Annotated in this window: 11 protein-coding genes and 1 tRNA gene (1 of these 12 cut by a window edge); 7 read left to right on the top strand and 5 right to left on the bottom strand. The window is 62.9% G+C overall.

The window, feature by feature from the left end; all coding sequences use genetic code 11:
• Positions 1–216: the start of a LysR family transcriptional regulator gene (locus EKH55_RS14300; protein WP_069458635.1), read on the bottom strand. It extends 732 nt beyond the left edge of the window; only the first 216 of its 948 coding nucleotides appear in the window; the start codon lies at positions 214–216; the stop codon falls past the left edge of the window.
• Positions 217–462: 246 nt separating this feature from the next.
• Between EKH55_RS14300 and EKH55_RS14305 the strand changes: the two genes are divergently transcribed.
• The 6 genes from EKH55_RS14305 to EKH55_RS14330 are packed head-to-tail and all read left to right on the top strand — an operon-like array spanning position 463 to position 6,694.
• Positions 463–1,665: an ABC transporter substrate-binding protein gene (locus tag EKH55_RS14305; RefSeq protein WP_069458947.1), complete on the top strand. Its 1,203-nt coding sequence runs from the start codon at positions 463–465 to the stop codon at positions 1,663–1,665.
• Positions 1,666–1,678: 13 nt separating this feature from the next.
• A complete protein-coding gene (locus tag EKH55_RS14310) occupies positions 1,679–2,461 on the top strand; it encodes an ABC transporter ATP-binding protein (RefSeq protein WP_069458636.1) in 783 nt (260 codons plus the stop codon).
• Between the two features lies 1 nt (position 2,462).
• Positions 2,463–3,164: an ABC transporter ATP-binding protein gene (locus EKH55_RS14315; RefSeq protein WP_069458637.1), complete on the top strand. Its 702-nt coding sequence runs from the start codon at positions 2,463–2,465 to the stop codon at positions 3,162–3,164.
• Between the two features lie 3 nt (positions 3,165–3,167).
• Positions 3,168–4,055: a branched-chain amino acid ABC transporter permease gene (locus EKH55_RS14320; RefSeq protein ID WP_069458638.1), complete on the top strand. Its 888-nt coding sequence runs from the start codon at positions 3,168–3,170 to the stop codon at positions 4,053–4,055.
• Positions 4,048–5,049 carry a branched-chain amino acid ABC transporter permease gene (locus EKH55_RS14325; RefSeq protein WP_069458639.1) on the top strand — a complete coding sequence of 334 codons (1,002 nt, stop codon included), beginning with the start codon at positions 4,048–4,050 and terminating at the stop codon, positions 5,047–5,049. Before EKH55_RS14320 ends, EKH55_RS14325 begins: the two co-directional genes overlap by 8 nt.
• 49 nt (positions 5,050–5,098) lie before the next feature.
• Positions 5,099–6,694 (top strand): GMC family oxidoreductase, encoded by a 1,596-nt coding sequence (locus EKH55_RS14330; protein ID WP_151611657.1) that lies wholly within the window; start codon positions 5,099–5,101, stop codon positions 6,692–6,694.
• 9 nt (positions 6,695–6,703) lie between these two features.
• Here EKH55_RS14330 and metH read toward each other — a convergent pair whose 3' ends face one another.
• The 4 genes from metH to EKH55_RS14350 form a co-directional block, all read right to left on the bottom strand.
• Positions 6,704–10,471, bottom strand: coding sequence for a methionine synthase (metH, locus tag EKH55_RS14335; RefSeq protein ID WP_069458641.1), 3,768 nt, complete (start codon positions 10,469–10,471; stop codon positions 6,704–6,706).
• Positions 10,472–10,693: 222 nt separating this feature from the next.
• Positions 10,694–11,851: a mannose-6-phosphate isomerase Pmi gene (pmi, locus tag EKH55_RS14340; RefSeq protein WP_151611658.1), complete on the bottom strand. Its 1,158-nt coding sequence runs from the start codon at positions 11,849–11,851 to the stop codon at positions 10,694–10,696.
• Positions 11,852–11,868: 17 nt separating this feature from the next.
• The gene (locus EKH55_RS14345; RefSeq protein ID WP_069458643.1) at positions 11,869–12,363 is read right to left on the bottom strand and encodes a heme-degrading domain-containing protein; all 495 of its coding nucleotides are present in this window, start codon (positions 12,361–12,363) and stop codon (positions 11,869–11,871) included.
• Positions 12,364–12,432: 69 nt separating this feature from the next.
• On the bottom strand, positions 12,433–13,329 hold the full coding sequence (locus EKH55_RS14350; RefSeq protein WP_151611989.1) for an ROK family protein: 897 nt from the start codon (positions 13,327–13,329) through the stop codon (positions 12,433–12,435).
• 173 nt (positions 13,330–13,502) lie between these two features.
• Between EKH55_RS14350 and EKH55_RS14355 the strand changes: the two genes are divergently transcribed.
• Positions 13,503–13,579: transfer RNA gene (locus tag EKH55_RS14355), tRNA-Arg, on the top strand.
• Positions 13,580–13,627 lie beyond the last annotated feature (48 nt).

Below are 13,627 nucleotides of genomic sequence, written 5' to 3' on the forward strand. Positions count from 1 at the left end.
GGCGGTCTCGACGAAGCGCTGGCCCATTGCGGTCAACACATAGCCGCGCGGATTGCGCTCGAAAAGCTTGACCTTGAGGGAGAATTCGAGCCGGTCGATGCGGCGCGACACGGTCGCGTGACTGGTCCTCAGCCGCCGTGCCGCCGTGGAAAGCTGACCGGTCCGCGCGACCGCCAGGAAGAACTGCAGATCGTCCCAGGTGAAATTCGCATTCATGCCGCCGCCTCCCGTCTGTTCAGAAATGAACAGATCCTGTTTGCAATTTAAGGTTTGACACGCTTGCGTCAAAGCGAAATTTTCCCGATGGTAAAAGAAGAGCCGGACGTAGGAGGAGCATGTCTGGCCAAATCTGAACAGAGCGAATGAACCGAGTTGCCGCCCGAAACGCTGAAAGCGTCCCGGGAACCACTCCGCGTTCAAGAGAACTCGTGCAGACGGCTCTGATGTTTTGGAGGAAATATGATGCGTAAGACACTGGTCGCCGCCTTTGCAATGCTTGCCAGCAGCACGGCGGCTTTCGCCGATGCATCCGACGGCAAGGTCAAGATCGGAATCCTCAACGACCAATCCGGCGTCTACGCCGATTTCGGTGGCAAGTCCTCCTACGAGGCCGCGCTGATGGCGGTGGAGGATTTCGGCGGAACGGTTCTCGGCGTTCCGGTCGAAGTCGTCACAGCCGATCACCAGAACAAGCCGGACATCGCCTCCAACATTGCACGCCAGTGGTATGACACCGAGCAGGTGGACAGCATCATGGAGCTCACCACCTCTTCCGTTGCGCTCGCCGTCCAGGCGATCTCGAAAGAAAAGAAAAAGATCGACATCGTCACGGGCGCCGCGACGACGGAACTCACCGGCAAGCAATGCAGCCCCTATGGCTTCCACTGGGCCTATGACACCTATTCGCTTGCCGTGGGCACCGGCGGTGCGCTCGTCAAGCAGGGCGGCGACAGCTGGTTCTTCCTGACGGCGGACTATGCCTTCGGCTATTCGCTCGAGGAAAATACCGGCAATTTCGTCAAGCAGAACGGCGGCACCGTCGTCGGCGCCGTTCGCCATCCGCTGGCGACCACCGATTTCTCGTCCTTCCTGCTTCAGGCCCAGTCTTCCGGGGCCAAGGTGATCGGCCTTGCCAATGCCGGCCTCGACACCTCGAACGCCATTAAACAGGCGGCAGAATTCGGTATCGTCCAGGGCGGGCAGCGCCTTGCGGCGCTTCTTTTCACGCTGGCCGAGGTGCACGGCCTCGGCCTCGACGCCGCGCAGGGCCTGACGCTCACCGAAGGCTTCTACTGGAATAGGGACGAGGAAAGCGCCAAGTTCGGCAAGCGCTTCATGGAACGCACCGGCAAGATGCCAAACATGGTCCATGCGGGCACCTATTCGGCCGTTCTGCAATATCTGAAGGCGATCGAAAAAGCCGGCAGCGACGATGCCGACGCTGTTTCCAAGGCGTTGCACGCGATGCCGGTCAATGACGTCTTCGCGCAAAACGGAACCGTCGCGCCGAATGGCCGCATGATCCATGACATGTATCTGCTCGAGGTGAAGAAGCCCGACGAAGTCAAGGAGCCGTGGGACTATTTCAACGTCCTTGCGACCATTCCCGGCAAAGAAGCTTTCATCGATCCGGCCGAGAGCGGCTGCGAACTGGTGAAGTCCTGATCGGCGGCGGGCAATGAGCGTCGCCGTGCCTGCCGAGAACGGCGCGCCGCGGGTGGTTCTTTCCGCCCGCGGTCTCCGCCGCGACTTCGGCGGCTTCACCGCCGTCAACAACGTCGACCTCGACGTCCAGCATGCCCGCGTGCACGCTTTGATCGGCCCGAACGGAGCCGGCAAGACGACCGTCTTCAACCTCTTGACCAAGTTCCTGCAGCCGACCCACGGAACCATCATCCTGCTCGGCGAGGACATCACCAATATGGCGCCGGACAAGGTCGCCCGCATGGGCCTCGTGCGCTCCTTCCAGATCTCGGCAGTGTTTCCGCATCTGTCGGTACTCGACAACGTCCGCGTCGCGCTGCAGCGGCCGAACCATCTTGCGATCCAATTCTGGAAACCCCTTTCGGCGCTCGATGCCCTGAACGCCAGGGCCGATCAACTGATCCGCTCCGTTGGGCTCGAAAAGGAGCGCCACGCCATTGCCGCCGATCTCTCCTATGGCCGCAAACGCGTGCTGGAGATCGCCACGACGCTGGCTCTCGATCCAAAGGTGATGCTTCTCGACGAACCAATAGCCGGCATGGGTCATGAGGACGTTGGCATGGTGGCCGAGATCATCCGCGAGGTTGCGCGCGAACGCGCCGTGCTGATGGTCGAGCACAATCTGTCGGTCGTCGCCACCCTTTGCCATCACGTCACGGTGCTCCAGCGCGGCGAGATCCTGGCGGAAGGCGACTATGGCACCGTCTCCGACGATCCGCGCGTGCGCACCGCCTATTTGGGCACGGAGGAGACCTGAGATGAAACCGCATCTCGAAGTCTCGGGCCTTAATGCCTGGTATGGCGAAAGCCACATCCTGCATGGCGTCGACATGACCGTCGGCGAGGGCGAGATGGTGACGCTGCTCGGCCGCAACGGCGTCGGCAAGACGACGACGCTCCGGGCGATCATGGGTATCGTGCGCGAACGCAAGGGCGGCATCCGTTTCGCCGGCGAGGATCTGATGCGTCTGCCGCTCCATCGCGTCGCCCATCGCGGCCTCGGCTTCGTGCCCGAGGAACGCGGCATCTTCTCGACATTGTCCGTTTACGAGAACCTGCTGCTGCCGCCCGCCGTCGCGACAGGCGGGATGACGATCGACGAGATCTTCGAACTCTTCCCCAACCTCCACGAGCGCCGCAACAGCCCGGGCACCAGGCTCTCCGGCGGCGAGCAGCAGATGCTGGCGATCGCCCGAATCCTGCGCACCGGCGTCCGGATGATGCTGCTCGACGAGCCGACCGAGGGTCTCGCGCCGGTCATCGTGCAGCGTATCGGCGAGGTCATGAAGAAGCTCAAAGAGCGCGGCATGACGGTCCTCCTCGTCGAGCAGAACTTCCGTTTTGCAAGCAAGGTCGCGGATCGTTTCTATCTCATGGACCATGGCCGGATCGCCGGCGAGTTCCCGGTGTCGGAACTGCCCGAGCGCATGGACATGCTGCATGATGTGCTCGGGGTTTAAGCCATGACGATGATCTTCGGGATTCCGCTCCAGGCGCTTCTCGGGCAACTCCTGATCGGGCTCATAAACGGCTCCTTCTATGCGCTGTTGAGCCTCGGCCTCGCGATCATCTTCGGCCTTTTGCGCGTCATCAATTTTGCCCATGGCGCGCAATATATGCTGGGTGCCTTCGTCGCCTGGCTGCTTCTCTCGTATCTCGGCATCGGTTATTGGCCGGCGCTCGTGCTCGCGCCGGTTCTCGTCGGTCTTCTCGGCGCGGCGGTCGAGCGGACCATGCTCCGGCGACTCTATTCGCTCGACCCGCTTTACGGCCTGCTCTTCACCTTCGGACTGGCGCTAACGGTCGAGGGAACATTCCGCTACCTTTACGGCGCCTCCGGCCAGCCCTATGCGACGCCCGCGCTTCTGACCGGCGGCACGAATCTGGGCTTCATGTTCCTGCCCGTCTACCGCGGCTGGGTCATCCTCTTTTCGCTGATCGTCTGCCTCGGAACCTGGCTCGTTATCGAAAAGACCAAGCTCGGCTCCTATCTGCGCGCTGCGACGGAAAATCCGGTGCTGGTGCAATCCTTCGGCATCAATGTACCGTCCCTGCTGACGCTCACCTATGGACTCGGCGCGGCGCTTGCCGCCCTTGCCGGCGTGCTTGCCGCGCCGATCTATCAGGTCTCGCCGCTGATGGGATCGAACATCATCATCGTCGTCTTCGCCGTGGTGGTCGTTGGCGGCATGGGCTCGATCATGGGCGCGATCGTCACCGGCTACCTGCTCGGCGTCGCCGAGGGACTGACCAAGGTCTTCTATCCAGAGGCCTCGAACATCGTGATCTTCGTGATCATGGCCATCGTTCTCCTGATACGGCCAGCAGGCCTCTTCGGCCGGGATGCCTGATATGACGCTGACACTCGAACTTGAAAAGCGGAAGGAACGCTCGCCCGTCGTCGCCCAGACGGTGTTTCTCGGCGTCGGTCTCGCCTTCTTCATCTTCGCACCGCTTTTCCTATACCCCGTCTTCCTGATGAAGCTTCTGTGTTTTGCGCTCTTTGCCTGCGCGTTCAACCTGCTTCTCGGTTATACGGGGCTGTTATCCTTCGGCCACGCCGCCTTCTTCGGCGGCGCGGCCTATTTCACGGCGCATGCGGTCAAGGAATGGGGCCTCCCGCCCGAGCTCGGCATCCTCGTCGGCGTGATCGGCGCTGCCTTTCTCGGTGCGGTGGTCGGCTTCTTTGCCATTCGTCGCCAGGGCATCTATTTTGCGATGATCACGCTGGCGCTGGCGCAGATGTTCTATTTCTTCTGTCTGCAGGCCGAATTCACCCATGGCGAGGACGGCATCCAGTCGGTGCCGCGCGGCTACCTCTTCGGCTTCCTCGATCTTTCCCGACCGATGAACATATATTATTTCGTCCTCGCCGTCTTCGTCATCGGCATCGGCATCATCTGGCGGATCATCAATTCGCCCTTCGGCATGATCCTGAAATCAATCCGCGAGAACGAGACGCGCGCGATCTCGCTCGGCTATTCGGTCAGAAACTACAAGCTAGCAGCCTTCGTGATGTCGGCGGCGCTTACGGGCCTTGCGGGCGGCCTGAAGGCGCTCGTTTTTCAGTTTGCGACGCTGACCGATGTGGGCTGGCAGATGTCGGGCGAGGTCATTCTGATGACGCTGCTTGGCGGCATCGGCACGCTGATCGGGCCGCTCTTCGGCGCCGGACTCGTGGTGACCCTCCAGAACTACCTGGCGACGTCCGAATTTCCGGTGACGATCATCACCGGGCTCGTCTTCATGGCCTGCGTGCTCGTCTTCCGCCGCGGCATTGTCGGCGAGTTCTACAATTCACGCCTCGGCCGAAAACTCGGCTTCGAGTACCGCCACTCGCACTGACGCCAGTTGCCCGATTGCTTTTTAGCCGTGCCGATACCAGAGAAAGCCCATGGATACCTTCGATTTCATCATCGCTGGAGCGGGAAGCGCCGGCTGCGTTCTCGCCAACCGCCTTTCGGAGAATCCGGCGCATCGCGTGCTGCTGCTCGAGGCCGGGGGCCGCGACAACTATCACTGGATCCACATTCCTGTCGGCTATCTTTATTGCATCAACAATCCGCGCACCGACTGGTGCTTCACCACCGCACCGGAGGAGGGGCTGAACGGGCGGTCGCTCGGCTATCCGCGCGGCAAGGTGCTCGGCGGCTGTTCCTCGATCAACGGCATGATCTACATGCGCGGCCAGGCGCGCGACTACGATCATTGGCGCCAACTCGGCTGCACCGGCTGGAACTGGGAAGCGGTTCTGCCGCTCTTCAAGAAGTCCGAGGACCACTATCTCGGTGGCGACGCCATGCACGGCGCCGGCGGCGAATGGCGGGTCGAGAAGGCCCGTGTCCGCTGGGCTGTACTCGACGCCTTCCAGAAGGCGGCGGCCGAGGCCGGTATTCCGGAAACGGACGATTTCAACCGCGGCACCAATGAGGGCTCGGGCTATTTCGATGTCAACCAGCGCTCAGGAATTCGCTGGAACACCGCCAAGGCTTTCCTGAAGCCGGCCAGGCGCCGCCGCAATCTCACGATCATGACCAAAGCGCATGTCCGGAGGCTGATTCTCGAAGAGGGACGTGTCGCCGGCGTCGAATTCCAACACGACGGCGTCACCAAGCGCGTGCGGGCCCGCCGGGAGACAGTGCTTTCGGCCGGCGCCATCGGCTCGCCGCACATTCTGGAGCTCTCGGGCATCGGCGACCCGGAAATCCTCCGGCAGAACGGCGTCGAAGTCCGTCACGACCTGCCCGGCGTCGGCGCCAACCTGCAGGATCACCTGCAGCTTCGCCTCGCCTACAGGGTCACCGGCGTACCCACGTTGAACGAGAAGGCGAACTCCCTCCTCGGCAAGGCTGCCATCGGGCTCGAATATCTCGTCTGCCGCTCCGGGCCGATGGCGATGGCACCAAGCCAGCTCGGGATCTTTACCCGCTCCGGACCGGAAAAGGAGACGCCGGACCTCGAATATCACGTGCAGCCGGTCACCTTGGAAAAATTCGGCGAGCCCGTGCACCCATTTCCGGCGATCACGGCCAGCGTCTGCAATTTGAGGCCGGAAAGCCGCGGATCGGTGCATCTAAATGGCCCGGATTATGCCGCGGCACCCGACATCCGCCCCCATTATCTGAGTACCGAGACCGATCGCGAGGTGGCTGTGAAGGCAATCCGGCTCACCCGCCGCATCGTCGCGCAGCCCTCTTTCGCGCGCTACGATCCGGTCGAGTTCAAGCCGGGCCCGGCCTACGAGACCGATGAGGAACTGAAGCGAGCGGCGGGCGATATCGGTACGACGATCTTTCACCCCGTCGGCACATGCCGGATGGGCGCCGACCCCGAAAGCGTCGTCGATCCGCACTTGCGCCTCCGCGGCCTTGACGGCCTTCGCATCGCCGACGCCTCGATCATGCCGACCATCACCTCCGGCAACACCAACTCGCCGACGATCATGATCGCGGAGAAGGCGGCCGAGATGATCCTGGCGGCAAACCGGTAGAACGCCGGCCTATTCCGCCGCTTGCGTCTCCGGCATCGGCACATAGTTCAGGATCGGCGACAGCCAGCGCTCTGCCACGCGAACATCCATGCCCTTGCGCTCGGCATAGTCCTCGACCTGATCCCGCTCGATCTTGGCCACACCAAAATAATAGGCATCCGGATGGCCGATATAGAGACCGGAAACCGAGGAGCCCGGCCACATCGCAAAGCTCTCCGTCAGCCTGACACCGATCGCAGCCTCGGCATCCAGGAGCCGGAACAGTGTTTCCTTCTCCGTATGATCCGGCTGTGCCGGGTAGCCGGGCGCCGGGCGGATGCCCCGATAGGGCTCCGCGATCAGTTCCTCGGGTGTGAAGGCTTCCTCCGGTGCGTAGGCCCAAAGCTCCTTGCGCACATATTCGTGCATGCGCTCGGCGAAGGCTTCCGCGAAGCGATCGGCAAGCGCTTTGACCATGATCGAGGAGTAATCGTCGTTAGCGCGTTCGAAACGCTCGGCAATCGCCACCTCCTCGATGCCGGCCGTCACCACGAAGCCGCCGAGATAATCATGCGTGCCGCTCTCGACCGGCGCGACGAAATCGGCGAGCGCGACATTCGCTCGGCCGTCGCGCTTTGCAAGCTGCTGGCGGAGCGTGAAGAACGTGGCAAGCTTGCTCTCACGCGCCTCATCGGTGAAGAGGCGGATATCGTCGCCGACCGTACCGGCCGGCCAAAAGCCGACGACCGCCTTCGGTGCGAACCATCTCTCCGCGATAATCTTTGCGACCATCGCTTGGGCATCCTCGAAGAGCTGGAGGGCGGCCCGTCCCTGCTTCTCGTCGTGGAGAATCCGCGGATAGACGCCTTTCAGCTCCCAGGTCTGGAAGAAGGGCGTCCAGTCGATATAGCGCGCGAGCTCTGCGAGGTCCCAGCTCTCGAATACGCGGGTACCGAGGAAAGAGGGCGTCTTCGGCCGATAAGCGCTCCAGTCGAGCCTGTGGGCGTTGGCGCGGGCCTGTGAAAGCGGCAGGCGGCGTTTTTCCGCCTCGTTGCGGGCATGCACCTCGGCAACCTTCAGATATTCGGCGCGCACCGTCTCCATGTAGGCCATCCGCACTTCAGGCGACATCAGGCTCGAGACGACGCCTACGGCGCGGCTCGCGTCGGTGACATAGACGGTCTGCCCGAGCGTGTAGCGCGGATTGATCTTCACCGCCGTATGGACGCGGCTGGTCGTCGCCCCGCCGATCAGCAGCGGAATGTCGAAACCTTCGCGCTCCAGTTCGGAGGCGACGTGCACCATCTCGTCGAGTGACGGCGTGATCAGGCCGGAAAGCCCGACGGCGTCGACCTGCTGCTCCCTGGCCACTTCGAGGATCTTTGCGGAAGGCACCATGACGCCGAGGTCGATGATCTCGTAATTGTTGCAAGCGAGCACGACGCCGACGATGTTCTTGCCGATGTCGTGCACGTCGCCCTTGACGGTCGCCATCAGGATCTTGCCGGCGCTTTCGCGCGCGTCGCCGCCATTGGCCGCCTTTTCCGCCTCCATGTAGGGGAGCAACACGGCGACCGCCTGCTTCATCACCCGCGCCGATTTGACCACCTGCGGCAGGAACATCTTGCCGGACCCGAAGAGGTCGCCGACGACGTTCATGCCCGCCATCAGGGGCCCTTCGATGACATGGAGCGGGCGCTCGGCGGCACGCCGCGCCTCGTCCGTGTCCGCTTCGACGAATTCGGTAATGCCGTTGACGAGCGCATGCTCCAGGCGCTTCTCGACCGGCCATTGCCGCCAGGCGAGGTCCTTTTCCTTGCCCTGTGCGCCGCCCTGCCCCCGATAGCGTTCGGCGATCTCCAGGAGCCGCTCCGTCGCGTCTTGGCGGCGGTTGAGCACGACGTCCTCGCAGGCCTCGCGCAGATCCGGGTCGATCGCGTCATAGACCGCGAGCTGCCCGGCATTGACGATGCCCATGTCCATGCCGGCCTGGATGGCGTGATAGAGGAAGACCGCATGCATCGCCTCGCGCACCGGCTCGTTGCCGCGGAAGGAGAAGGAAAGGTTGGAGACGCCGCCCGAGACGTGCACATGCGGCAATGACGCAGTGATTTCCCGTGCTGCCTCGATGAAATCGACGCCGTAATTGTTGTGTTCCTCTATGCCGGTCGCAACGGCGAAGATATTGGGGTCGAAGATGATGTCCTCCGGCGGGAAGCCCACCTCCTCAGTGAGCAGCCGATAAGCACGGCGGCAGATCTCGACCTTGCGAGTCTTCGTGTCGGCCTGCCCCTTTTCGTCGAAGGCCATCACCACCACGGCAGCGCCATAGGCGCGCACCAGCCGGGCGTGATGCAGGAACGCCTCCTCCCCCTCTTTCAGCGAGATCGAATTGACCAGCGCCTTGCCCTGGACGCATTTGAGGCCGGCCTCGATCACCTCCCATTTCGAGGAATCGATCATCACCGGCACGCGGGCGATATCCGGCTCTGAAGCGACGAGGTTCAGGAACTCGACCATGACCTGCTTCGAGTCGATCAGGCCCTCGTCCATGTTGACATCGATGATCTGGGCGCCGTTCGCCACCTGATCGCGTGCGACGTCGAGGGCAGCGGCATAGTCGCCAGCGGTGATCAGCTTGCGGAACTTCGCCGAACCGGTGACATTGGTGCGCTCGCCGACATTGACGAAGGGAATCTCGTCGGTGAACGTGAACGGCTCGAGGCCGGAAAGGCGCATGCGCCGTTCGATCTGCGGAATCTCGCGCGGCGGATATTTTTCGACGGCCTCGGCAATGGCGCGGATGTGGTCGGGCGTCGAGCCGCAGCAACCGCCGACGATATTGACGAGCCCGTCGCGCGCAAAACCCTCGATCTGCGCCGCCATCGCCTCGGGGCTCTCGTCATAGCGGCCGAACTCGTTCGGCAAGCCGGCATTCGGATAGGCGCAGATAAGCGTATCGGCAACCGACGAAAGCTCGTCGATATGGGCGCGCATGGCATTGGCGCCGAGCGCGCAGTTGAGCCCGATCGTGAAAGGCTCCGCATGGCGCACGGAATACCAGAAGGCTTCCGACGTTTGGCCGGAAAGCGTGCGGCCGGAAAGATCGGTGATTGTGCCTGAGATCATGATCGGCAGACGAACGCCTTTCTTGGCGAAGATTTCCTGCGTTGCAAAGATCGCCGCCTTGGCGTTCAGCGTGTCGAAAATCGTCTCGATCAGGATGATGTCGGCGCCGCCGTCGATGAGCCCGCGGACCTGTTCGGCATAGGCGAGCCTCAGATCGTCGAAGCCGACGGCGCGATAGCCAGGATTGTTGACGTCCGGCGAGATCGACGCGGTGCGGTTCGTCGGCCCGAGCGCGCCGGCGACGAAGCGTCGCCGGCCGTCCTCGGCGTGAGCGCGCTTGGCCGCCCGCCGGGCAAGCCGCGCGCCGTCGCGGTTCAGTTCATAGACCATGTCCTCCATGCCGTAATCGGCCTGGGCGATGCGGGTCGAGGAAAAGGTGTTGGTTTCGAGAATGTCGGCGCCGGCAATGGCATAGCGATAGTGGATGTCCTCGATCGCCTTCGGCTGCGTCAGCGTCAGAAGATCGTTGTTTCCCTGCTGGTGACAGCTGCAGCCCCCGAACCGGGCGCCGCGGAAGTGATCCTCGGCGAAGCCGAACTGCTGGATCTCCGTTCCCATGGCGCCGTCCATGATCAGGATGCGCTCTGCCGCCGCCTGACGCAGGGCCCGGAAGATTTCCGATCCGTCAGGCTTCGGTGAAACATCTCCGAAGAGGGAGTTGGCGGCCATGGGAAATCTCCCGTTCTGAAAACGACATCAACTAACTCACATAAACATATCTTTATGTCAACATACGAGGAGATCACAATTTGACTTCCGGCAAGAAAAAGCCCGCCGTAATCGCGGCGGGCGGCAGATACTCGTTCTCTGAAGGGCGGAATGGCCGGAAGATGCAGCCCCTCGCAGGCTTGCAGCATCGCATGTGCGTCGACCACGGTGCTGGAGGCAATCTCACATCCGCTTGAGGCAATCCTCAAGTTCGTAGATCGCGCAGAGGATGTGATAGAAGCTGCTGGCCGGCGCGGGCTCGTCGACGAAGGTGCCGTCCGCCTTCAGCTTGTCGCGCCACAAACCGGGAACCGGTGTTTGCAGAAAGCGGTCGAGCGCGGCCGCTGCGCGTGAAGCCGAGGCGAGATAACGCGTCCGCTCCGCGCCCTCGCCCAAGGCCGCGAATCGGATCGCCGCCTTCAGCCATTCCGTCTGCGGCCAGAGCCGCGCCACCGGATCAGCGACGGAAAAGTCTTCGAAGAGCGTCATGACGGCGACGCCACGGTGCTCACAGATGCCGTGCGTCTCGCCGATCTCGAAGAGCCGTCGCGCCGTAACGATCGCCTGCGACTTGCCGCGCCGCTCCGCCCAGCGAAGAAGCAGCCACGCCCATTCGAATTGGTGGCCGGGTTCGACGATCCGGCCTTTCTCCCCCGGAAAGGGCGCCCAGTCATGGTCGAAGAACTCGCGCAAGGCGCCGGTTTCGGCGTCGACGAAATGCTCCATCGCCAGATGCGCGATCTCGTCGGCAAGATTGGCCCACGCGACCCGGTCGAAGCGTTCCACCTCTTCACTGGCGAGACAGGCCTCGAAGAGGTGCATATGCGGATTGGAGCAGAGCGGCAAACGCGGCGGATTGTCCTCCTCGAAGCCGGCGATCGGATGCTTGCAATGGGCCTCGAGGCTGAGCCTCATCTCGTTGCTGCGCTCAGCCATCTCCGCGTTTCGCTCCGGCACGACTTCGCCCAGATGGGCGAAGGCAAGCAGCGCGAAGGCCTGGTTATATATGTCGAAGCCGGTATCGATGATCTCGCCGTCGGCATCAGCAAGCGCCCCGTAAAAGCCGCTCGGCTGACGGTAGACCCTATCGAAATAGTGAAGCCCGCCCTCGACGACAGTGCGCCAATCGCCGCTCCAGCCGCGCCGCCCCGCTTCCGCGAAGCAATAGACCTGCCGCGGCTGCACGCGCGAGCGGCGAGCGGCGCGGGTCGGCTCGCCCTGCAGGTCGATCGTTTCGACGAAGCCGCCGCCGACCGCGTCATAGCCCTTCTGCCGCCAGAGCGGCAGGGCCGCCTCGGCGAGCCAGCGGTCGAACTCCCGTGCCTGCAAGTGAATGTCCATACCCTGCGCGTTCTCTCTCAGTCCTCGAGTTTCAGTGCATCATGGTCGGCGCCCAGGACCTCGCAAAGCGCCTCGACGACCAGATTGTGATCATCCCGCTGCGGCAGACCGGAAACCGTGACGGCGCCGATGCATCCGGTGCCTTTGACGACAATCGGAAAGCTGCCGCCATGGGCCGCGTAGTCGGCATCCGGCAGGCCGAGCTTCGCCTGCAGGTTCGTCTGCTGCTTGAGCAGGTTCAAGCCGGTGGCATAGCTGCTTCTGAACAGGCGGAACACCGTGTTGCGCTTGCGCCGCACCCAGTTTGGATTGTCCGGCGTCGCCCCTTCGAGCGCCGCATAGAAGACCGGCATGGAAAAAAGCGTGATGTCGATGACGACACCCAGATTGCGCTCGGCGGCCATGCCGCGTAGCGTCGAGCCGAGCAGCCAGGCAGCGTCGAGGTCTAAGCGGTCGAACTGCAGCTCTTGTTCCTGAAGCGCGATACGGCGCAGGTCGTTGTCGATGTTCATGATACCTCAGCGGGTTCTGTTTCAATTAGACGCACGGATCGGGCGATAAATCGTCGCCGCGCTCCGAACTTACTCCTTCCAGAGCCAGGCGGCGCCGCGCACACCGGAACTGTCGCCATGCACCGCCTTCAGGATCGGCGTCTCGAAACTGTCGGCGAAGACGTACCGGGTGATCAGGCTCGGCAGTTCACCATAGATCTCGTCGACATTGGACATGCCGCCGCCGAGCACGAAGACATCCGGATCGACGATATTGGTTAGAAGCGCGAGGCTCCGGGCGAGGCGATCGACGAAGCGTTGATAGACGCCGGTCGCGGCGGGGTCGCCCGCGCGCTTCAAATCGATGATGTCGCGGCCGCGGCGGTCGACGCCGGTGGTCGTGCGATAGTCGAGCTCGAGCCCGGTGCCGCAGGCATACATGTCGAGGCAGCCGAGCTTGCCGCACCAGCACCTGTGGCCGGGATATTCTTCCGGCCTCATCCAGGGAAGCGGATAATGCCCGATTTCGGCGGCAATGCCCTGATAGCCGGCGTGAACCTTCTTGTTGATTGCCAGCCCTCCGCCATGACCGGTGCCGACAATGATGCCGAAGACGATGCGCGCCTGCCTGCCGGCTCCGTCGACGGCTTCGGAGACCGCCAGGCAATTGGCGTCGTTGGCAAGGCGCACCGGCCGGCCGAGGGCCGCTTCCAAGTCGCGCCCGAGCGACTTGCCGTTGATGAGCACGGCATTGGAATTGCGCACGATGCCGGTGCGCGGATTGGGGCTGCCGGGGATGCCGATGCCGATCGACCCGCGCTCCCCCGCCGTCTGCTCCGCGGCGGCCACGAGGTCGACCACGGCACGGACGCAATCGTCATAGCCGCCGGTCGGGGTTGGAACCCGGTGCCTTGCACGCGTGCCGCCATCGCGGCCGAGCGCGATGACCTCCATTTTCGTGCCGCCCCAATCGATACCGATGAACATGTGTGGATCACGTCCCAGGATGGTGTCTTTCAGATGGCGCCTCTCCCCGAGGCCGCCGTCACCCTTGCTTAGCATCCGCTCCGTTGGCGCCGCTAGTCCATCCGCCAAAATGGCGACGCCATCGAAAAACACTTGGCGAACAAGCCTCGCTTTTGTATGGGTCTATAGCAAGTGGTCCCGTAGCTCAGCAGGATAGAGCACCAGATTCCTAATCTGGGGGTCGCGCGTTCGAATCGCGCCGGGATCACCATTTCTTCCCTTGCCAAAGCAGCGTAGTAACCGGGCAGCCCGCCGGCGC

The organism is Sinorhizobium alkalisoli, assembly GCF_008932245.1.
In the GTDB taxonomy this organism is placed as follows: Bacteria; Pseudomonadota; Alphaproteobacteria; order Rhizobiales; family Rhizobiaceae; genus Sinorhizobium; species Sinorhizobium alkalisoli.